Raw genomic sequence first — 21375 nt, forward strand, 5'->3', positions numbered from 1 at the left:
GGATAAATAACAATGTTAAAACTAGTTTGGCATTCTACACAGCTATTTTTTAAGGGAAGGTTAATCCGCAACTCTCAGTATGTTTACAAACAAATGGTTTCTGCTTTTTTTATTGGAAGCTTATTGTTTATCGGGCTAAGTAAAATGGAGATCAGTTTAGCTTTTACTATTATGGTATCTAGCCTATTGACGGGGATGCTCATGCCTTTCTTACTTAAAGATATAAAAATGCAGTAATTTTTTATGTCTAGTTTTTTGGACTCCATATTGAATAGTAAAGAATCATTCTATATAGATTATTAGGTGTTGCCCGTAAATAGATCTACCCCTGTATATAGAATAATCTCCGTGAACGAACAATACCTGAAATAGAACAGCGCAGCGTGGTCGTTATTCTATTTCAGGTATTGTTGATTATAAAATATTAACACTATCATAAGTTGATTCAATCTTTAACTCTACTCTTAGACGAGTGTATTTAACAAATATTAAAAACCACCTAACCAGAATTAAGGATTCATAATGGGGACATAGAATTGGTAGCAATTGACTCACCTGATATAGTTAATTATAAAAATAATATTTATTTTAGTTGTTTACTGTCTTACTCCAAAAGATAGGTTAGATATATTCAGTAATTGTCAATAAAATATCCAATAGAAGAATCTTACTAATGACAATTGACTAATTAAAGTTTATTTAAACCAGATAAGATAATAAAAAATAATCGTTGCAATCATTTGGCAATATCTTTAGATACTAGAAAGGATGTAGACGGATTGAACAATATAGTATGTTAGTCTGATTTACATCAAAAGAGTTTTTAATGATAATTAAACTTTTAAGTCATATCATAATTGATGTTATGGGATTATCCAGCGAATTGTACTGTTAACTTTATAAGTTTTTGGAGTTAAAAATTAATTAAATTATTAATTCAATCAATTTTCTTTTCAATCAATTTTCTTTTCAATCAACTTTCTTTTTAATTAACTTTTGCTTATTCTCAATATCTTGTACTTTAATTTATGCAAATACAGTATTAAAAACACAATAAAACTAGATAAATATAATATTTTATCTAGTTTTATTGTGTTTAAATTCCAAATATTTTGTCCTTATAAGTATAAGTTGTTTGCAGTAGAAAAGATAACTTATAACGTGTCAGATAAGTCGTGTTAATGATATTGATATCTACTCCGTCGAAAATTTGTAGCCACTCACCCGCTTCCCCTTATCATAAAAATAATTGGGAAAAAGATTCAAGGAGCAAGAATGACGCAACCAGTAGAACCACATAAGGTACACTATTTGTCTAATCAGGAAAATCGTTCACTGTCCCAACGTTTTCAGGAAATAGTGGCTATCGTCGAAACCATAGCTTCTGATTGCAACGGCAATACTCATGATTTGCTGTCTTTATTACGTATTTTAGAAACTTTACACCGAAAAATCCGATCAGATTTGTTTGAACCTTCCTTACCCGATACTCGTAAAAACTTTTATGAAGTTCTAAAAGATATTGAAGAAACAGGAGGTTGGCCCTATATTGAACGAATGGAACTAAAAAAATTTCTTGAACATTGGTACAATTCGACCTCTTCCTAAATTTCGATGAAGGGAAGATTTCGAGACCAGCCCATTGACATTTCACTAAATGACTTGTTTTCCCTTATCTTGGCAAAGAAGTCTTTACAAGGGACAATAGATCGCAGTTACCATCTCAATTAAATTTAAGTCTCTTTTGTGGATAAAGTTCGCACTGTTTCCGATACTAAACGGGATTTCTACACCCATCACACCCGACCCATAAACTCTATTTACCGTCGTTTTATTGAAGAGTTATTGGTAGAGATGCATCTGCTCTCAGTTAATGTAGATTTTCGTTACGATCCTATTTTTGCTCTAGGGGTTGTCACTTCTTTCGAGCGTTTTATTCAAGGATATCAACCTGAAAAAGACAAAGATTCTATTTTTTCAGCTTTATGTCATTCAGTTGGAGGTAATGCTGAACAATATCAGCAAGAAGCTCAATCTCTCTTGACTCAGGTTCAAGGGATGTCGATTTTAGAGTTCATGGAGATTCTCAAAGTTGCCAGTTCACGAATGCCTGGTGATGGAATACTAAGTGAAATATTTCAAGCGATTGCCCAGAATGCTCAATTTAAATATAGCCGTCTATTTACAGTAGGCTTATATACTCTAGTAGTGAAAATCGCTCCCAATCTAGTTGAAAATAAGGAACAACGCAACCAGATTTTTGACTTAATATCTGAAGTATTTCATTTGTCTTCAGAAAAAATAGAAAAAGACTTGGAGCTCTACCGTAGTAATCTAGATAAAATGGAACAGTTACTTGCTGTTACTGAAGATATGCTCGAAGCGGAACGAAAAAAACAAAGAAAAGCTATACAACAAACACAGATAACTGATTCTTATATTAATTTAACTAATGATCATCAGGATGATTCAACTAATTCATAATGGATGGATTCGTCCAAAAGTTAAGTTCAGCTTAACTTAGGAAAAGGGAAAAGGGAAGAGTTTAGAGAATTTGATAATCTTATCATCGTTAGATTTTTAATATAAAACTGCGATTATTAGTTTAGATTTTTACTTTTTTCTAATCCCTAATTCTTATATATCTGTTTCTCAACTATAGTTAATACTAAAACTTGGTTAAAAAAATCGTCTTTTTCGAATTGCACTCCTAACTTTACTAATAAATTGTTGCTTCTCTTATCACCTATTTTCTATTAATTACTAGGGCAATTTAACCCCTTCATCATATTCTATAAAGTAGATTAGGATTTTGTAAAAATTTAGTTTTTCAAAAAATAATTTATTTGATATTGTATTGGAAAAGTTTTAGAGAACCAATTTATATTGTTCCTGACAACTTGTAGTGACTATTTATTCTGGTAACAGGTATAAGTTCTTAATTTAAAATTTTTACGTATTAGTTGATTGATAAGTAAAACACTCAGAAAATATAAGATGTGAATACTAAATTGATACTAGTTAGTCCAAATCATAGTTTTTACATTGAAGAGTATGTGACTATTTTTCTTAAAACTTATCTTCTATTATGATAGTGAATGATAATAAATTAGAATTGTTAAGTTCTTTTGAAGAAAAAGCAAATCAGACTTTAGCTGACAGTCAATTTTATTACAATAAACAGTGATTACGTGATAAGCCTAAAAACTGAAGATATAATCTTTTGGTTCAAAGGATGTGAGGAGATTAATTGAGGATTTTATTATTCATGAATGCCACTCAAATTATCCATTTTAGTGTACTGGCTTACAGTTTATATCAATGGTTTCCAAAATTGTTTTCTGAAAATCAATTTTGGTTGTTTTTTGTTATTCCCATTATTGTAAGCCTGCCATCGATCAGTTCTGCCCAAAGTTTAGGAACTTTACCTCCTCCCCCTCCTCTCCGAGTTCCTGAAAATGCACTTCCTCACATTTCTAATGAACCGGCTCCTAAATTCAGTAGTTTCATTCCGACTACAGTCACTCCAGCTAAACTTATACCCCCGGACAGTGTCCTTGAATATACTTTTCAATCTCCTACTAGTCCTCGGTCTTCTTTCTCTATTACTCCTAGAGGCTCGGTTTTGCCTTTCCAATATAACAAGACTTCTAGTCTCTATCGGGTAGAGGTTATTGGGAAGAATATATCGGTGTTATCTCAAGTTAAAACTGTGGAACCTCTAGCGTTTATCCGTCAAAATGAGGGAGTTATCCATGCAGGTATATTTAAACAGTCTCAACAAGCTCAAAAAAGAGTTGTTGAATTGCAACGTAAAGGGCTATCTGCAAGTGTTGTTCAGGTTTATAAAAGTCAAGAAGGGCCTAATTAGATAGGCAAAATTGCAAAACGGCATTTAGTGCATTGTCAGATTGACTATACCGGAGGTCAATGTATATTGACCCCTCCTTTTTTTGTTTTTGTCTTAGGAACTATGTCCTGTTCACTTGCGTGACTTATCTGGAGAAATTTTGCCGAAAAAATAAATTTTTAGTAAATTTAGGTCTATTAAATTTCTAGAAACTTTAACAAAAAATATATTAACTATAATGTTTTTATCTTAATCTTTGTGACAATTATCTACTATATGCTTATTCATATAAGTTGACAAAAATCATGTTAATCTTACTTTCATCTAATTTAATTGTCACCGCAATAATCAAGATCTCAGTTCATTTCCGTGATAAACAAACTGAACCTATCCACGAAATAAGCTTGCACTCCAAATTCTTCTAGACTTTGTCTAAAAGAATTTGGAGTGGTAATTGTCTTTTCGTCTTTAATACTGAATTATTGGGGTAGTTCAAATCTATAGTAGCTAATAGCTTTCAACTTTTATCAACCTTTTCAAGAGAAGTTTATTGTTTCTCTTCAATTCTGGCTAGTAATTTGATAGCCTCGTTACATATAAGTTCATGACAGTGAGCGTTACTAGCTATTAGTCCTCCCCACTTCCTAACATCTCCCTCGTTATAAGTCAAAAGTGTACCATCAAAGTTGGTGATTTTTCCTCCTGCTTCTACCAAAATTAGTTCTGGAGCAGCAAAGTCCCAATCTTTAGGCGCAGACTTACCAGATAAAGAGACGTAAACATCAGACTTTTGTTCAAGAATAGTAGCAATTTTGTACCCAATACTTCCCATGTAATTACAACTTTTTATTGGTAAACTATCGATTAGTTTCTGAAAACGATCATCACGATGGTTCCGACTCACTACTAGGAATAAGTCTTCCATTTGATTGCGTTCCGAAACCCTAAGAGGTTTAACTGTTCCATCAAGAGTTTCTACAAAAGTCCCCTGATTTTTTGCTGCAAAATATAGTTTTTCAGCCTCAGGGACGCTAACTACAGCAACAATAGGACGACCTTTATAGGCTAAGGCAATATGTAAAGCATATTCTCCAGTTTTATCGACAAAATCTCTAGTTCCATCGAGAGGATCAATGATCCATACCCAGTCTTGACGAATAGGCTCGGTTCCCTGATAAGTTTCTTCACTAAGATAACCGAAGCTGTCAGTATTAAAAATTCTTTGTAGTTTCTCCAAAATATAATAGTTAGCAGCTAAGTCAGCAGAAGTAACTAGATCGCCTTGTTTATCTTCATTAATGTCTAAATTTCCTTGGTTAACTTCTCCTCGGTAGTAAGAACGAAGGAGCTTGGCAGCGCCCCAACCAACATAGCGAACAATCTTTACAATTTCTTCTAAATTTTTTACTTGTATATTTTTCAATATAACCTCAACTGTACTTTTTGTAGTTCTTAATCGTGGGAAGATGCTGTATTTGTCTTAAAATTTTTTTAGTTTCTTGATAAAGAAAATAATTTACCTGTTTTTTAAATAATTTTGCCGCAATTTTCAGGTCTTTAATAGCTTCGGATTGATTATTCAAAACTAGGTAAACTTTAGCGCGTTCAAAGTATACTTCAGCTAATTCATTTTCCAGACTTAAGGCATAGTTAAAATCAGCAATTGCTTGAGAATAGTTGTATACTTTAATATAGGCAATGCCTCGATTGTAGTAGGCTTCTGCATTATAAGCATTAAGGCGAATCACTTGAGTGAAATCGGCGATCGCTCCTTGATAATCCCTTTTAATCCCTTTTTCCATGCCTCGAATCATAATTTCTTCAAGGTTGTGAAAATCGTTGGACTGTTGACTCAGAAAATAAACTTCCTGGAGGAAGCTGTTGGGAATACTGTATTCTTGCATGATGGATAAACCAATTAAAATTCTAATACAGTTCAAATAACATAAACTCATTATCACCAGGGTATAAAAGATAGTTTTTCATAGGCAATACTAACCACTTATGATTTTTAGCACACCTGAGAGTTCGTAGAAAGGGCAACTCATTGACTGTAGTCAGACTACACTAACTTAACTCAAATGTAATAAGTTGAGTGTTGATTAAATTACAAAATTTAAGCCACTTATTGATAATAGTTCTTAAATGGGTTCTCATTTGATCTGTTTTATCTGACTTGATGTAAAAAAGGTTGAAATTTAATTCAGGAGTAAACTTTTATTTAGTAGTGGACATAGCAAAATTCAGCAATCTTAATATTCATTAATATTTAAGATTACTGAATTTATTCTAGAAATTAGCCCTTATTAGAGAAAGATAAAGATTGATTAAAATAATTACGACAAATTATGGGGATTTAATACCCATAATATAAATGTTAATATATTTATATTTTTTAGAGGTAAACTTCTACTATACAAAATTAGTAAAAAACGTCTCTATTGGAGACTAATATTTAACAAAAAAAGTTCAACTCAGTATCATAACCATCTTTAATTATTTTCAAGACAATTAACTTTAGCTAGTTAATTGTCTTGAAGTATATTTATACTAATACATATTTTAATGATTAGAAAAATAAGCATCTATTTTTATTGAAAGTTACTAACTTTATTAGTCTTTTCTTCAAAGTATAACCCCGAGAATAATTTAATCATAGCATTGAAGCTGAAGAAAAAATAAGTTTTACTAAATGTCTAATTTATATTGAGCTTAGTATATAAAAAAGTTAGATTTTGTATCTATAAATAAGGGGAATTATTTCCAATTTCTAAAGGTTACAGTTTATATATTGACTAGTTTAAGAGATTGATAATTACTTAGCTAAAAACTCTAATTTATCTAAAAAATTATTCTGGACAGTTTTCTAGATAAAATTTAAAATTTAAAATTTAATAAATAATTAACAATCAAATCTTTCTCAAAGAAAAAAAGAAAATTTGTAAAATATATTTTGATCTTAGTTTTTATTAAAATATGGATAAAATAAGTTTAGCGTATTACAAAAGTAACGAAAATAAATTATATAAAAACTATAGTTATCCCAACATATTATGATCATAAATTGATCATAATATGTTGGCAAATATTCATAAAACGATCTTGTTCTCTCCACTAGATAAAAACTAAGGAGTAGGTCTTTTCGTGCAAAAGGGATCATGTTCTTCATTAAAAAAATAATATACTGTCAATTATTGACTATAAACTGCAGATGATTATAGGTTTACAATAAAATATTGTATACTATGCTACAGATTAAAATATTTATCTCAAAATTTGTAACAATAATTCTATTTCCTTCAGCATTAGCGGTGTTAAACTTACGTTTGCTGTGAATTTGAGAATGAACAATGGATTTAGAATATCCCGACGATCTAAGATACTTAGATTCCCATGAATACGTTCGTTTGGATGGGGAAATTGCTACTATTGGTATTAGTGCTTATGCGCTCGAACAACTTGGAGATATAGTATTTTTAGAGTTACCTGAAGTAGGTGATGCTATAGAGGTTGGTGAGGTTTTTGGGGCAATTGAATCAGTAAAAGCAGCTGAGGATCTTTATCCTCCTGTATCAGGAACCGTGGTAGATTGCAACGAACAAATGCTTGAGACTCCTGAACAGATTACTGATGATCCGTATGGAGACGGATGGTTACTTAAAGTTCGAGTTGAAAATCTTGATGATGACTTAGAAAACACTTTATCCGCTAGTGAATACCAAGCTCAAGTAGAAGGAGGAGAATAACATCATGGACATGTTGCTTTACTACAAATGAACCAATACAAAGGTGTTCTCCTTAACAAGAGCACCTTTAAACCAACTCAAATTGAAGTGTTGGCTATAAATAATAGAGGCTGTAAAAGCTACTGGGGTTTGACTACTACTAGCTAATATTGTGAGCTTAAATTAAAAGTCATAATGCTTACTTTTCTTGCCGTTAACCAGATATCAGTTGTAAATCAAGCCCCTGATAAAATATATGTAAACCACGGTTATCATTTAAAGATTAAACGACCAGAATAACTGTGAATAGCTATAATACTGTTAAGTTTTTTCCTATCTGAATTTATAATTGTTGATCTAAGACTTGGCTTATTAGTTTCCTGTACTAAGTGAAAAATGACTAAGCTTTCATATATGGCAGAAAATACTGTAATATCCAAAATACATCCACAACTCCTAGTATATTAAATTGGTGTATAAATTATGTTTTCTTCTACTTAAAAAATAAATATATAACTGTAGGTTCTACTGATTGCTAGAAGCATTCTGTCAGATAAATATTTTTAATTAATATTGTAATAGCTATGTCATTTTGCTTCATATATTAAATATATTTAGTTTCTCAACATATTAGGAACTATTCACTATAATTTTGTAGAAATTCATTTAATTTTCATAGATTTTAAAATCTATGAATTTATTATATCTACTTTGATTTTATTAAAAATTGAAGTAATCTTTATCATAAGATCACTTTCTAAGCTAGAAATAATAGACTGTTATTTTATTTTACCTCTGTCAATTATTGTCTGTTTGTTTTAAGATATCTTCGGCTGACAGACCACTTCCTTGATAGCCAAAATACCATAATGCAGCTGCGGCTTGAGCGCGAGTTACAGTCTTTTTCGGTTGAAATAAAATTGTATAACCAAAAACACGGCGGACGTTTCCCCATTCTCCATTTTGAAAATCAGCATATAACCCCCGTAATCCTATAGGCTCAATTTGAGTAGTATCCTGAAAACCCCAAGTTTCTCTAATCCCATCAATAGAAGCTTTAGGTAGACTTTTTCCTATATCTAAAGTAACTTTCCAGATGATTAAATCAGACCGTGTTAACAACGCGTCAGGACGAAATAAGAAAATGTTATTGTCTCCTGTAAGATGTGAAGAAATTAATCCTGCCTCGGCTAATCCTTGAATTATGAGAAAATCAGCGTCATTTGAAGGAACGTCAGTAAAAGCCGGTTGAGCATTTTTTAATCCTAGACGGATTTGTTGTTCGGGGTAATTTTGATAAAATCTATTTTTGGCGCTGACCAACCATCGTGCATATTCTCGACGGGTAATCGGTTCATTAGGCTTAAATTGATCATTTTCTTTAGCAGTCAAAAGACCTAAGTTTGCTAAATCTTGAACGTAAGAACGCAAAGCTTCAGGAATTTGATTAAAGTCAGAAAAATTAGTAAGTTTACTAATAGTAGTTGAAGTCTGTTTAGAAGGACTGTTATCTGATTTAGTTGTATTAACTTGTTTATATTCTAGGGTAAATTCCGTCGTTGATTTTCCAGGGAATATAGACAATCTAATTTTTAGATTATCGATTTGAGCAACTAATGAATTTTCTTGAGATTCAGAGGAAAAATGCTGAATAATTTTCCATTTTTGTGATTTTAATTGCTGTAGATAAAAATTCTTGATTTTTTCAGTAGAGTCATCAGTTTTCCATCGAACTGCTCCATTTGCTTGTGTAATTTCTTGAGTGATTTCTTCTAAAGTGGCTTGAGGATATTGGGGGATTTTTGAGGGAAAATTGTCAAAAAGTTGAATAGTTGATTTTTGGGAAGATTCTAAATTTTTTGTAAACCTAGGATTGGCAGAAAATCTACCTTCCAACCCTTCAATTCCACTACATGCTGTTAATAATCCTATTAAGGTAACTAAAATACTATAATGTATCACAATCATAAGCTTAAACAATATGTCAATATGTCTGAAATTTAAGAGTTTATTTATCTAGATTAACGCATTACAGCCACAGTAGAAAAAGTATATATCATATTACTTATAAGTATCTAAAATATATTTTTTGTCTCGAGTCTTAATGTTTTATAAAGTAGCTTAAACAAGAAGCAAACAACTTTAAGTACAATTTATTAGAATGAATATATTGCACATTTAGCTCTACAGTTCTATATTAAAAGTCGTTACTCATATAATGACATATACATTTTTTTCTATTTAAAACATCTACATATAAATCTAACTTTAATTTAAATCAATCCAATATATCTTAATTTTATTCTGCTGTATTAAAAATTTAACTGATTGGAACTAGAAGCCTTATCTCAACCTCGGCTTTAAAAATATATTTTATTCGTGCCAGTTTATCTCTTTTTTATAAAGATAAAAAAGAGATAAACTATTTTAGGGGATTTTATTTAGATATTAAACTAGTTATAAGAAATTTTATCTAATTATTTCTATTTATAAATATTAGTAAATAATTATCTCATAGACAGAGAACAATATTTTTTTACTTGTCTGTTTTGTATCCAAAATAATGATAATTGCAAAAAACTTTGATCTTAAACAATAACAACTTTAAGTAATAACTTTCCTGGTTTTAAGATTTTATATTAAATCTTAAAAGTCAAACTTTCAATGAGATTATACAGTGTAGTTTGTTAATAATTAATTATCATTTTAGCGCTTAAAACTCTTTCTATAAAGAAAGTATTTGGATTCAAAATAAATTTCTTTACTTCAATACTAAGCCATAAAAACATTTGTACTAATTGCTTAGTGACTATTAAGTCTACATCATAAGTTATCGAATTTGTTCTTAGTCCATTTGAACCGTTGTATCTTATGCCTGCTTTATTTCAAACTGTTGTATTAAGCTTAAACTAAAAAATTTTTATTTTAGACAGATTTTATAAAAGAATAAACGTCTTAATCACAATACTCTTTTGATGGTTTCTTCCATGTTAATAACCTCTATCAGCCGATATAATCAACACATAATATTATTTTTGGCAAAATTTTTTTGAAAATTCAGTCAGTATAAATTAAGATATTAAGTACATCTACTTAAAAAAATATAAAATTAGGGCAACTTTCTTTCAAATTATTTGACGAATACTGTAAACAATCTGTAATAATCTAAAAGGGCAGTGTATTTCAAAGTCCCTATTCATTGACAGAACTGTTCAAAATTGAAACAACATCGTCAGTGAGTACTCCGTCAGCACAATTAGAGGTAAGGCAATTTTGACGATACAAGCCGATGTTATTAGTAACAATCTGAGTTGTATGGAAATGTGTCCCCGGAAAATTTTCGGACAGGTCTTTAGGTAGATCATATTTACTATGGCTAATCAGTGCTGAGTCAATGAGTTTTTTAAAATCAATCAATGGAGGTCCATCCTATGCCCATTCGTCTATATGTCGGTAACTTGCCCAAAGAACCTATCGAACGCCAAGCATTGCAAGAAATGTTTGTTGATGCTGGCGAAATTATGTCCATAAAAGTAATTAAAGATCGCAAAACGGGAAAATGTCGAGGGTTTGCTTTTGTTACTGTAGCCACCGATGAATTGGCCGATGCTTTTATAGAAAAATATAATGGTCAATCTTTTATGGATAGCCCTCTTAAAATTGAAAAAGCTTTACCAAGAGCTAAAAATACAAGTAAAGAAGAAAAACAAGAGGATAAAGTTTCCCCAGCTTCAGTTCCATCTCCAAAATCATCAGTAAAAAAAGGTAGTACAAAAAAACGGTCCCGTACTCAAAGTAGCGGGAGTAGTTCCTCAGGAGATAGCTTTCAACCTGACCCTCGTTGGGCTGATGAGTTAGCTAAGCTTAAGGAAATGTTGGCTACTTCATCCAATTAGATAAATATTAAGGTAAAAGATAGGTTCGCAAACAATGGTTGATCAAGTCATTACTTATCCTCTATTGTTGAGGTTGAAATCTAAAAACTCAGACAAATAGTCTGCCGTTAAGGAGTTTAGCCATGTCAATGACCAATGATCCTGTTGTGCTCATGAAACAAGAGGTGGGGAAAGCCGCCGTTGCCCGTGTTCAATCTGATTCTATTGTCGGGTTAGGCACAGGCTCGACCACAGCCTATGCCATTGAACACATTGGAGAACGTCTCAAGTCAGGAGATTTAAAAAATATTGTTGGGGTAACGACTTCTTTTCAAGGAGAAGTCCTAGCCAGAAAATACGGTATTCCCTTAACTACCCTTGATGTGATTGATCACATTGACATTGCAATTGATGGCGCGGATGAAGTTGATACGCAGAAAAATTTAATTAAGGGAGGTGGTGCTGCTCACACCCAAGAAAAAATAGTAGACAGCTTAGCCAGATTTTTCATTGTGGTAGTTGATAGTAATAAGCTAGTAGATAAATTAGGCTCGACTTGTTTGTTACCGGTAGAAGTAATCCCCAAAGCAGTAACTCCTGTTATGCGTCAATTAGAACAAATGGGAGGAAAACCAGAAATTCGAATGGGAGTCAAAAAGGCTGGACCTGTAATTACAGATCAGGGAAATTTGATTATTGATGTCAACTTTAAAGAGATTAACGATCCAGAGAATCTAGAAGTTACTATTAACAATATTCCAGGGGTATTAGAAAACGGTTTGTTTGTTGGTATAACTGATTCGGTCTTAGTAGGAGAAATTATTAATGGTAAGCCGGTAGTACGAGAACTATAAACTATAATTATTTTTTCTTAATTGACACGGACCCCCTATTTTTTACAAACGAGAGGGTTCGTGTCAGGTTATTTCTTGTTACAATGATTTCATATAAATGGATGGTCCTTATAAAAGAGGATCGAAATCTTTGACAGACATTAAGTAAATTTATTGGTATTTGGCTTTACTCCTTGTAAGAAATAGGATAAAAGAGAAAATACCCCGGCTGTGAATTACCCTATTAGTACGATCTTCGATCTAAGATAGTAGTTCAATGGATAGATAATCAGATTTATTAAAATAATTAGCTCTATCAAAAGTTTGTAGGCTAACTGAGAATTTTGTAGAAATTATAGAATATAATGTCCGAATATAGGGTACGTTAGACGCTCAAAGATTTGAATTTTTGCTACGTGGTACGTACAAGTATTAAGTTTTTCGGTAAAGGGAAAGGTAGACAGTAAAATATCTTCATTGAAAACTAATTCAGGACCATTGCTGTTAAAAACTGATATTAAATTTCACTTTTTTGGTGAGATCAAATAATCTCTTGCCACGGACAAATAAAAGAAGTTTGGGAGAAGACCATTCACACATATAAACTGTTTACTTATCTTTTGAAACAGGTGAGGGATTTATATGTAGAAATATTGTTTAACTAATGGTTAGATTTTACAAATCTAGCAAGAAATAGTTCTACCTATTATTCTAAATAATAGATAGAACTATTTTAAGATCTTAATGGTAATCATTTAATTAGATAGTTTTACGGTAGCGCGGCATTGCTCCCATAAGATCGATATAATTTTATCTTCTGTCTCTTTTCTTTATAGTTTATTGGCTAGGTTAGGGAGGTAATGCCTTAATAAATGCTGATAGCAGAATGTTTTCAGTGGATTTAACCTACCTATCTACAGCAAAATAGAGTAGAGCCGGATAAAATTTTCGAATAGAAAATCATGGTTATAGTTCAATATTCGGTTAAGCACAGTTAAAATCTGTATTTGATTTTACCTTGAATTAAAAAATCATTTATAAGCTAAATTTCCTGTCAAACTAAATGCACGAACTTCAGTAATTTTAACATCAACAATTTGACCTTTTAATTGGTTAATATCACCCTTAAAAAAAGTCAAACGATTGCCCTGAGTTCTACCCATTACTTGACTTTTGTCTTTTGGGTTTTTTTCTTCTACTAGTATCTTTTCTATACGTCCTAAATACCGTTGTGATCTTTCGGCGGCTTTTTGTTCTACTAAATAATTGAGACGTTGTAATCTATCATTTTTAATATCTTCACTTAATTGATTTACCCACAAGGCTGCAGGTGTTCCAGGGCGAGGAGAATAAGCTGCCGTGTTAAGTTGATCAAATCCAATATCGGAGACTAATTTTAAGGTATTTTTAAACTGTTGTTCTGTTTCTCCAGGAAACCCTACAATGGCATCAGCACTAATGGAAGCATCAGGCATGTAATCACGAATTTTAGCAATAATTCGGCGGTATTTCTCCTGAGTATAGCCCCGTTTCATCGCTTTAAGTATCTCATTATCTCCTGACTGAAAAGGAATATGAAAGTGTTCACATACTTTAGATAATTCTTTACAAGCAACTATTAAACGTTCAGTAAAATAACGAGGGTGACTTGTGGCGAAACGAATACGTTCAACTCCAGAAACATCATGGACGGTATAAAGTAAATCTGTTAAGGTATGTCGACGTCTCCCTGTTTTTAACACTCCTGGTAAGTCTCGTCCGTAAGCATCGATATTTTGTCCCAAGAGGGTAACTTCTTTGTATCCTCGTTTTCCTAAGATTTTCATTTCTTTTAAAATCTCTTCTGAGGTTCTCGACTGTTCCGTCCCACGTACATTAGGAACTACACAATAAGTACAACGTTCATTACAGCCATATATAATATTAACCCAAGCAGTGATTGTACTTTCTCGACGGGGTTTTGTGATATCTTCAACGATATGGATAGGTTCAGTTGCGATTATTTGACTTCCATCGGAGACTTGTTGTAGTAAATCCCCTAGACGGTTAGCGTGTTGCGGTCCCATGATTAAGTCTAATTCAGGAACCCTACGTAAAATTTTCTGTCCTTCTTGTTGTGCGACACAACCTGCTACTACTAAGATTAAATCTGGGTTTTGGTGTTTTCGTTTAGCTTGTCTTCCTAGGTAAGAATAGACTTTCTGTTCGGCACTATCTCGAATAGTGCAAGTATTATACAGAATTAAATCAGCATCGTTGGGGTTGTCTGACCAAATAAACCCCATATCTTCGAGGATACCTGCCATGCGTTCCGAGTCAGCTCTATTCATCTGACAGCCAAAAGTAGTTATGTGGTAGTAACGTTGAGAAGGGGTCATAATGTAGTTTGCAGACCAGATGTTTTCTAGACTAGTCCTTCATTATAAGCCACCATTCACACCATCTGCCCTAGAAGCTTAAATAAATAGACCACATTGAAATTAGACAGTACTCAAATTAACTTTTAATTAAAAATATTAACAACCAAAATGAAAAAAATTTGATAAATATAATAGATTTTAGAAAATTATTCTTAATATTTGCCTTGGATATAGTTTTTTACTAGTGCAAAATCCATCTAACTTATAAATATTTTTAATATCGGTAATTTAAAGTTACCATAATTAAAGTAAGCAAAATACCTGTTCCTATTCCTATTGTTCACAGAATTGACTGATTTGGTTCAAAGATTGTTTTCTTACAAAGAGTATAGTTTATGAGTGTCTTGATAATAGGAAAAAATTTGAGTAGTCTGTCACCATAATATCTTAGGTTAAGTACCCAGTAGAAAGTATCTTAGAAACGAGAATAATTGCCTCAAAACAGAAGTAGAGAGTAGGACTATAGCCTACTCTCCAACAAATTAACCGAATCAAATAGGAAAGAAAGAATCACATAGTTGGAATATTCTTCCCATAAAATATGAGCTTATTCCACAACAGGAGGCAATTCTTCAACAGCAAGTTCAGGACCCCCAATTCCTTCGGCAATACCGCCAGAAAGGCCAATTTGGAATTGGGTTAGGGTTGTAGCTGCTTGCTGTGCGTTTTCAGGCTTGAGGGTGAAAATTACGTTTCTAGTAGACGCATTTTCAGGATCTTGAGAAAGGAATATTACCCGTTCTCCATTAACTCTTCCCACCAAGCTAGATTCGCTGAGTTGTGCTACTTGTTCGGGGGTAACTAAACCAAAGGCGTAGGAAAGATTGGTTAAGCGAGCACTAACGGTTTGACAACGACTTTCAGGAATGTAAGCTCCATCAGGATGACTGGAAGGCAGGGTTGCTGTCCAAACCATCATAGGCTGTCCATCCAGACCATAATTAGCAGAGATATCCTCTGTGGTATAAACAGGGTAGTGATCAGGATCCATTGTCTCCCGTACTGCTTTTTCCACAGTTGCGTAACTTCCATCCCCTTGAGCTTCACAAGAAAAAACAACTTTTTCTTGAACATGGGGAATCACTGCGCGGTTGCTGTCCCAATCCACAGTAGAAGGAAATCCTTCCGAAACCATGTTATACTGAGGGTATTTAGGATGAGCTTGGGCTCCAGAAACTGCGCTTAGTAAGCCGAAGGTGGCTAATGCACTTGCCGCAACAACTTTAACTGAATTGTTAACCATTTTGACCTCCAAAAAGTGTAAGAAGCAGTGATTAATAGCTACTGCTATATTTTTATAGAACTTCCCATTAGCTAAAAGGCTCTAGGAGAGCTCCACTTCCTCACCTCACACATTACATCGTACAGGTCGTTAACCTACGCCCCTTGTCTATAACTATAATCATCTTAACCTTATAATTATGTTCAAAGTTTACAATCATAGCATTATTTTACAATTGAGTTGAAAAGCTAAGATTTATTTTCTTAATTCAATTATATTGAATATAAGAAAAGCGCAGAGTTTGATTGTGGCGTACAACAAAGGAAATACTTAGAAAAATTAATATTAGCTTTATAGTTCAATAGAAAGAAAATAATATTTAAGAGTTACATTGAGTTCAAACTGGGAAAAAACCTTATGCAAACTAAACTTGAGCAATTAGCTGTTTATCAAGGACAATTTGGAGACTTTACTATTACTCAAAATGATCGCATAGAGGTCATCATCTATCGTTTAGGGTTATGCTTTGCATCTCTCAACTTTGCTATTGCTACTCTGTCAGTATTGATTATTAGGGGACAACCCTGGGTACTAAATTTACTAACCCCATTATTCATAATGTTTACAGTAGGAGTAGGAATTAGTTTGGTAACTATTCACATTTATCTTCGCTCTCTTCATCGACTATTACAAGTATTTTGGGTAATTGGGACGATCATGACATTAATTATTGCTCGGCAAAGTTCTGATCCTTTAGCCCTGTTTGTCTACAATCACCCTTCAACTCTATTCGGAATTGGTTTTACTTTTGCTGCTTTAACAGGGATCTTTTTTAAAGAAGCCTTTTGCTTTAATCGTTTGGAAACTAAGTTTCTATCCCTTTTAGTTCCTAGTCTTCTATTAGGTCATTTAACGGGGATTTTACCGGTTATAGTCGAAGAAGTTTTCTTGGCTAGTTGGGGATTATTGTTCATGATTTTTAGTTTACGGAAAGCAATTCAATCTATCCCTTCTGATATTGGTGATAAATCTGTATTTGCCTATCTTAAAGAACAACGTTCTATATAATTTTATTGGTAACAAATAGGTCAGAAACGAAGTTGATTTTTAACTATAATTAACTATTTAAGGCTAGTTACATAGTCATATTCTAGAAGAGTGGCATTAAAATACTATTCATATTAGCTTATTTTAGAGATTAACAAGTAAAAAAGTTACCTTGTTAGGATTGTAGTTAAAGACACATAGTCTAATACCGTGAATATTGTATCTTACCATCGATGAGTATATAAAATTTACATCTTGTGCTGTATTTTAATTTTAAAAATATACAATTTTAACACTTCTAATTATGTGTTTATCAACTACAGACATTGTTTCAGTGATTTTGTACTATCGTAATGAAGTCCCAAATATAAGTTTTTAAGATAAAGGTATAAATATGTTTTTAACAGTCTGCAATAGCGATTTTTTAATCTATGGTATTACCGTCCTAATTTTTATCGATGCCTGACTAAAAGTACTGAAAATTAGAGAGTTTTTAAGAGGGGAAAGTCAATACAATAAATCACCCTTGACATTGCGGGCAAAAGTGAGTGGAACGCCCCCCCAATTTTAAACGCTCGATAGCTCTTCCACAAATTCGACAGGGTTTTCCTCTACGTCCATAGACCCAAGCCGTTCTACCATAATTACCATTGATTCCCGTTACTCCTCGAAAATCACTAAAAGTTGTTCCCCCTTTTTTAATAGCGTCTTTTAATACTTCAATGATTGACATTTTTAACTTTTGAAGTTGTTTGTATTCTAAATTTTTAGCCACTATAGTAGGTCGAATACCACTTTTAAATAATGCCTCATCTACATAAATATTTCCTAATCCCGCCACGATGCCTTGATCCAATAATAGGGTTTTGATATTGCATTTGCGAATTCTTAATTTTTCAGCGAGATAGTCTACAGAAAATTCTTTAGAAAAAGGTTCTGGACCCAATTTTTTTAGTCCTGTAATAACCGTTTCTAATTTTTTGTTTGGGGGAACAAACCATACTCTACCAAAAGTACGGATATCAACAAAACGTAATTCTTGACTCTCACCACAAAACAAACGTAAGCGCGTATGAGTTTGTATTGGTTCAAGTTTGTTCAACCATAATAACTGACCGGTCATTCTCAAATGAATACCTAAAAAACCTCCATTTTTACCAGAGCCTTTTCTCAATCTTCCTAATAAATATTTTCCCCTTCTTTCCCATCTGTCAATGGTGACATTGGTGATATTGGACCAAAATTCTGTAACTGATAAAGGATAAGCAAGGGTACGACTTAATAATACTTCACCCCCCTTGATTTTTGTCCCTAAAGTCAATTGATTGAGACCTTGACGAACAGTTTCTACTTCAGGAAGTTCTGGCACAATTTTATTCTAAACAAATATGGTCATTGACCATATTATAGTACAGCTATAGTACTTTTGTTTAAGAGTATTCCCTTTATATTTTTCCTTAGTATTCTAAAAAATAATTTATGCTACAGTAAAAGCTAATTTTTGTCCTTAGATGATAGAGCTAGATTATATATATAATATTTTGCTCAAAATACCAGGATTAAAAAGCAAAATTAGACAACTTAAGTTATAAATTTGAGTGATTGATTTTATCCGGCTTCGGTTAGGAAATACATTATCAGCTTTAGCTACCATAATTACCTATTTGCTGCGTAGAATCTATTTACTTCTAAGAATCTAATATAAAAAGTATTTTTTTAAGGAATTTTTTTAAAGAATAATTTTATGTTTAAAAAATTGGTCGAAAACTAGGCAGTTGCAGCAGAAAATCAGCAGTTAAGAATGACCTGAATAGGTTAGGTAGTTTAAAACAGATACCTTTTCATGGTATCATTGCTGACGGTTCGCTATTGGTTTCATGGATTGATCCTAATAGCTTAATCTGCCTGAAACTATGCCTGTAATTGATCGTCAAACCCCGACGGCTGAAACCGTTTTACCCTCAGTTAATCCCATGAGAGATTATTATCAGTTGCAACGCACTTTGTTGTTATTGAGTTTATCTCTGACAGGGGTTATTTTTATCTTTGTCTGGATTGCCTATTCTTTAGACGTAGCTCTTAACTATTTGGTAGGAGCTTTTGTCGGTATTGTTTATTTAAAACTGTTAGCCGAAGATGTAGCGCAACTCGGTTTAGTCAATAAACGAATGGGAACTAGAGGGATAGGATTGTTTGTGATTTTGATTTTTGTGGCTAGTCAATGGCATAGAATGCACATACTCCCAGCTTTCCTGGGGTTTCTGACTTATAAAGCCGCCATAATTACCTATATGCTCCAAAGTGTTTTGACACCAGGATCTGAGCCAAGGTATTAGGGCCTCGAGGAAATTAACCATTCTCGTATTCTGATTAAGTAAATAAATCTCACCGAATGACAATGTTAGATGGTTTGAGTTTTGTACAAACATTTCCTCTTGCTTCATTAGAGGTCGGTCAGCATTGGTACTGGGAAATTGGTAACTATCGGGTACATGGACAAGTATTCATGACCTCTTGGTTTGTCATTAGCCTCTTGGTGATCGCATCCTTAGCTGCTACTCGAAATGTGCAACGTATTCCCAGTGGAATGCAAAATTTCATGGAGTATGTTCTGGAATTTTTGCGAGACCTGGCTAAAAACCAATTGGGAGAAAGGGAATATCGGCCTTGGTTGCCCTTCATTGGAACCTTGTTTCTATTTATCTTTGTCTCCAACTGGTCAGGTGCGTTAGTTCCTTGGGCGTTAATTGAAATACCAAAAGGAGAATTAGCTGCTCCTACCAACGATATTAATACTACCGTTGCGTTAGCACTACTAACTTCTCTAGCGTACTTCTACGCTGGTCTAAGCAAGAAAGGATTGAGCTATTTTTCCCACTATGTAGAGCCAATTCCAGTTCTTTTACCCATTAAAATCTTAGAAGATTTTACCAAACCCTTATCCCTAAGCTTTCGTTTATTCGGAAACATTCTCGCTGATGAATTAGTGGTAGCAGTATTGGTCTTCTTAGTACCTTTGTTCATTCCCTTACCCATTATGGCCTTAGGGTTGTTTACTAGTGCGATTCAAGCCTTAGTATTTGCTACCTTAGCAGGAGCCTATATTCACGAGGCGATTGAATCTGAAGAAGGACATTGATCAAGCATCGTAAATTGAATAGGATCTGTTATTGAAATATGCCCAAAACATAGGACAATATCAGATGGGTTCATTTTTACAATTCAACATTGAGAATTGCTGAACTCTTCAAGCACATAGGGGTTGACTAGTGGGGCTTTTTTCTCCGAGAATTCAGAGAGTACTCCGCCGTACGAGGATGGAGCCGGCTTTGACTTTTGGTCAATAACTACTCATTGCTTGGGAACGTCACCCTCTGTAGTTGTTCATCTAAACAACTCACTCCAAAATTTGTACTGTCAATAAAAAAGGAAGAATCACAATGAATCCAACTATTGCTGCTGCTTCAGTTATCGCTGCTGCTCTTGCCGTCGGTTTAGCGGCTATCGGACCTGGTTTTGGACAAGGTAATGCTTCTGGAGAAGCAGTTGCCGGAATTGCTCGTCAACCAGAAGCAGAAGGCAAAATCCGGGGTACTTTACTTCTAAGTTTAGCGTTCATGGAATCTTTGACCATCTATGGTCTAGTTATTGCACTTGTTTTACTTTTCGCTAACCCCTTTGCATAAGCGGTTTTGAAACAGTAGAGACGCGTGCTATGTGAAGGCAAAAAGCGAAAAGAGACGATACGAGCTTTACTGCTTTTACTAATGTCAACTTAGATAATATCGGGTGTAGTAAATCTAGCAAGTTCTGTATTAACCTAGTCACTTGTGACTTCAATCATCGTCTCGTCTCTACTGATTTCTCCATCATGCCAACCAAAGATTTGTTAGCCTATTGGATTTTTTTGTTTTGACTAAAATATCAATGGGAACCGTAGAAAATGTTTGATTTTGATGCAACTATGCCTTTAATGGCTTTGCAATTTGTTCTCTTGACGGTTGTCCTTAATGGGATTTTTTACAAGCCCTTAAATAAGGCATTGGACGAGCGGGCAGATTATATTCGTCAAAAAGAGACTGACGAAAAAGAACGTTTGGCTAAGGCTAAGGAATTAGCGCAAGAATATGAAATGCAGCTTGCTGATGCGCGTAAGCAGTCTCAAAAAGTAATAGCTCAAGCTCAGGCGAACGCACAAAAAATTGCAGCCCAATCTTTTGCTAATGCTCAACGAGAAGCTCAAGAAGAAAAAGAAAAAGCCGCCCAAGAAATAGCCAAACAACGCCAAGAAGCACTGGGTGTTCTAGAACAACAGGTTGATGTCCTGAGCCGTCAAATCCTAGAAAAACTTCTAGGGACTGAATTTGTAAATTAAATCTACCATCGATTGAGTTTTCACTAGC

At 33.4% G+C, this 21375-nt stretch carries 19 protein-coding genes; 12 read left to right on the top strand and 7 right to left on the bottom strand.

All coding sequences use genetic code 11. From position 1 onward, the window contains the following. Positions 1 to 12 precede the first annotated feature (12 nt). From OXU93_RS03830 to OXU93_RS03845, 4 genes are all read left to right on the top strand, one after another. Complete coding sequence (locus OXU93_RS03830; RefSeq protein ID WP_267384571.1) at positions 13 to 237, top strand: hypothetical protein; 225 nt, start codon at positions 13 to 15, stop codon at positions 235 to 237. A 1038-nt stretch (positions 238 to 1275) separates the two neighbouring features. Then, entirely contained in the window at positions 1276 to 1608 is a 333-nt protein-coding gene (locus OXU93_RS03835) for a hypothetical protein (protein WP_267384573.1), read from the top strand. A 138-nt stretch (positions 1609 to 1746) separates the two neighbouring features. Further along, entirely contained in the window at positions 1747 to 2484 is a 738-nt protein-coding gene (psb29, locus tag OXU93_RS03840) for a photosystem II biogenesis protein Psp29 (RefSeq protein ID WP_267384575.1), read from the top strand. 784 nt (positions 2485 to 3268) lie between these two features. Continuing rightward, on the top strand, positions 3269 to 3871 hold the full coding sequence (locus OXU93_RS03845) for a hypothetical protein (protein WP_267384577.1): 603 nt from the start codon (positions 3269 to 3271) through the stop codon (positions 3869 to 3871). Between the two features lie 526 nt (positions 3872 to 4397). On the opposite strand, the gene OXU93_RS03850 is transcribed toward OXU93_RS03845, so the two are convergent. Together OXU93_RS03850 and OXU93_RS03855 are read right to left on the bottom strand one after the other, a co-directional pair. After that, a complete protein-coding gene (locus OXU93_RS03850; RefSeq protein ID WP_416378786.1) occupies positions 4398 to 5273 on the bottom strand; it encodes a 3'(2'),5'-bisphosphate nucleotidase CysQ family protein in 876 nt (291 codons plus the stop codon). Between the two features lie 7 nt (positions 5274 to 5280). After that, positions 5281 to 5754 carry a tetratricopeptide repeat protein gene (locus tag OXU93_RS03855; protein WP_267384579.1) on the bottom strand — a complete coding sequence of 158 codons (474 nt, stop codon included), beginning with the start codon at positions 5752 to 5754 and terminating at the stop codon, positions 5281 to 5283. 1446 nt (positions 5755 to 7200) lie between these two features. Here OXU93_RS03855 and gcvH point away from each other — a divergent pair. Further along, the gene (gene gcvH / locus OXU93_RS03860; RefSeq protein WP_267384581.1) at positions 7201 to 7596 is read left to right on the top strand and encodes a glycine cleavage system protein GcvH; all 396 of its coding nucleotides are present in this window, start codon (positions 7201 to 7203) and stop codon (positions 7594 to 7596) included. A 777-nt stretch (positions 7597 to 8373) separates the two neighbouring features. On the opposite strand, the gene OXU93_RS03865 is transcribed toward gcvH, so the two are convergent. After that, a complete protein-coding gene (locus tag OXU93_RS03865) occupies positions 8374 to 9543 on the bottom strand; it encodes an S-layer homology domain-containing protein (RefSeq protein ID WP_267384583.1) in 1170 nt (389 codons plus the stop codon). 1463 nt (positions 9544 to 11006) lie between these two features. On the opposite strand from OXU93_RS03865, the gene OXU93_RS03870 reads away from it, so the two are divergent. Together OXU93_RS03870 and rpiA are read left to right on the top strand one after the other, a co-directional pair. Further along, entirely contained in the window at positions 11007 to 11471 is a 465-nt protein-coding gene (locus tag OXU93_RS03870) for an RNA recognition motif domain-containing protein (protein ID WP_267384585.1), read from the top strand. Positions 11472 to 11593: 122 nt separating this feature from the next. After that, positions 11594 to 12304 carry a ribose-5-phosphate isomerase RpiA gene (gene rpiA / locus OXU93_RS03875; RefSeq protein ID WP_267384587.1) on the top strand — a complete coding sequence of 237 codons (711 nt, stop codon included), beginning with the start codon at positions 11594 to 11596 and terminating at the stop codon, positions 12302 to 12304. Positions 12305 to 12636: 332 nt separating this feature from the next. Here the strand turns inward: rpiA and OXU93_RS08685 are convergent, their stop codons facing one another. The 3 genes from OXU93_RS08685 to OXU93_RS03885 all read right to left on the bottom strand — a co-directional run bounded on the left by OXU93_RS08685 (position 12637) and on the right by OXU93_RS03885 (position 15946). Next, positions 12637 to 12801 carry a DUF3370 family protein gene (locus tag OXU93_RS08685; protein WP_416378792.1) on the bottom strand — a complete coding sequence of 55 codons (165 nt, stop codon included), beginning with the start codon at positions 12799 to 12801 and terminating at the stop codon, positions 12637 to 12639. A gap of 513 nt (positions 12802 to 13314) precedes the next feature. Continuing rightward, a complete protein-coding gene (gene miaB / locus OXU93_RS03880; RefSeq protein ID WP_267384589.1) occupies positions 13315 to 14661 on the bottom strand; it encodes a tRNA (N6-isopentenyl adenosine(37)-C2)-methylthiotransferase MiaB in 1347 nt (448 codons plus the stop codon). A 589-nt stretch (positions 14662 to 15250) separates the two neighbouring features. After that, entirely contained in the window at positions 15251 to 15946 is a 696-nt protein-coding gene (locus OXU93_RS03885) for a COP23 domain-containing protein (protein ID WP_267384591.1), read from the bottom strand. A gap of 396 nt (positions 15947 to 16342) precedes the next feature. Here OXU93_RS03885 and OXU93_RS03890 point away from each other — a divergent pair, with 396 nt between their 5' ends. Continuing rightward, positions 16343 to 16993, top strand: coding sequence for a DUF2301 domain-containing membrane protein (locus OXU93_RS03890; RefSeq protein ID WP_267384593.1), 651 nt, complete (start codon positions 16343 to 16345; stop codon positions 16991 to 16993). Positions 16994 to 17492: 499 nt separating this feature from the next. On the opposite strand, the gene OXU93_RS03895 is transcribed toward OXU93_RS03890, so the two are convergent. Further along, positions 17493 to 18341: a DNA-formamidopyrimidine glycosylase gene (locus OXU93_RS03895; RefSeq protein WP_267384595.1), complete on the bottom strand. Its 849-nt coding sequence runs from the start codon at positions 18339 to 18341 to the stop codon at positions 17493 to 17495. 544 nt (positions 18342 to 18885) lie between these two features. Here OXU93_RS03895 and OXU93_RS03900 point away from each other — a divergent pair. From OXU93_RS03900 to OXU93_RS03915, 4 genes are all read left to right on the top strand, one after another. Then, positions 18886 to 19308 (top strand): ATP synthase subunit I, encoded by a 423-nt coding sequence (locus OXU93_RS03900; protein ID WP_267384596.1) that lies wholly within the window; start codon positions 18886 to 18888, stop codon positions 19306 to 19308. 56 nt (positions 19309 to 19364) lie between these two features. Beyond that, positions 19365 to 20111: a F0F1 ATP synthase subunit A gene (atpB, locus tag OXU93_RS03905; protein ID WP_267384597.1), complete on the top strand. Its 747-nt coding sequence runs from the start codon at positions 19365 to 19367 to the stop codon at positions 20109 to 20111. A 301-nt stretch (positions 20112 to 20412) separates the two neighbouring features. After that, positions 20413 to 20658, top strand: coding sequence for an ATP synthase F0 subunit C (atpE, locus tag OXU93_RS03910; protein WP_267384598.1), 246 nt, complete (start codon positions 20413 to 20415; stop codon positions 20656 to 20658). 257 nt (positions 20659 to 20915) lie between these two features. Further along, complete coding sequence (locus OXU93_RS03915; protein ID WP_267384599.1) at positions 20916 to 21347, top strand: F0F1 ATP synthase subunit B'; 432 nt, start codon at positions 20916 to 20918, stop codon at positions 21345 to 21347. The last annotated feature ends 28 nt before the right edge of the window (positions 21348 to 21375 follow it).

It is taken from the genome of Cyanobacterium sp. uoEpiScrs1 (assembly GCF_947331815.1).
Taxonomy (GTDB): domain Bacteria; phylum Cyanobacteriota; class Cyanobacteriia; order Cyanobacteriales; family Microcystaceae; genus Rippkaea.

Bases quoted from the DNA above. Each gene is read 5' to 3' on its own strand.
- OXU93_RS03830 (WP_267384571.1), top strand. From the start codon at position 13: ATGTTAAAACTAGTTTGGCATTCTACACAGCTATTTTTTAAGGGAAGG.
- OXU93_RS03835 (WP_267384573.1), top strand. From the start codon at position 1,276: ATGACGCAACCAGTAGAACCACATAAGGTACACTATTTGTCTAATCAG.
- OXU93_RS03845 (WP_267384577.1), top strand. From the start codon at position 3,269: ATGAATGCCACTCAAATTATCCATTTTAGTGTACTGGCTTACAGTTTA.
- OXU93_RS03855 (WP_267384579.1), bottom strand. From the start codon at position 5,754: ATGCAAGAATACAGTATTCCCAACAGCTTCCTCCAGGAAGTTTATTTT.
- gcvH (WP_267384581.1), top strand. From the start codon at position 7,201: ATGGATTTAGAATATCCCGACGATCTAAGATACTTAGATTCCCATGAA.
- OXU93_RS03865 (WP_267384583.1), bottom strand. From the start codon at position 9,543: ATGATTGTGATACATTATAGTATTTTAGTTACCTTAATAGGATTATTA.
- OXU93_RS03870 (WP_267384585.1), top strand. From the start codon at position 11,007: ATGCCCATTCGTCTATATGTCGGTAACTTGCCCAAAGAACCTATCGAA.
- rpiA (WP_267384587.1), top strand. From the start codon at position 11,594: ATGTCAATGACCAATGATCCTGTTGTGCTCATGAAACAAGAGGTGGGG.
- miaB (WP_267384589.1), bottom strand. From the start codon at position 14,661: ATGACCCCTTCTCAACGTTACTACCACATAACTACTTTTGGCTGTCAG.
- OXU93_RS03885 (WP_267384591.1), bottom strand. From the start codon at position 15,946: ATGGTTAACAATTCAGTTAAAGTTGTTGCGGCAAGTGCATTAGCCACC.
- OXU93_RS03890 (WP_267384593.1), top strand. From the start codon at position 16,343: ATGCAAACTAAACTTGAGCAATTAGCTGTTTATCAAGGACAATTTGGA.
- OXU93_RS03900 (WP_267384596.1), top strand. From the start codon at position 18,886: ATGCCTGTAATTGATCGTCAAACCCCGACGGCTGAAACCGTTTTACCC.
- atpB (WP_267384597.1), top strand. From the start codon at position 19,365: ATGACAATGTTAGATGGTTTGAGTTTTGTACAAACATTTCCTCTTGCT.
- atpE (WP_267384598.1), top strand. From the start codon at position 20,413: ATGAATCCAACTATTGCTGCTGCTTCAGTTATCGCTGCTGCTCTTGCC.
- OXU93_RS03915 (WP_267384599.1), top strand. From the start codon at position 20,916: ATGTTTGATTTTGATGCAACTATGCCTTTAATGGCTTTGCAATTTGTT.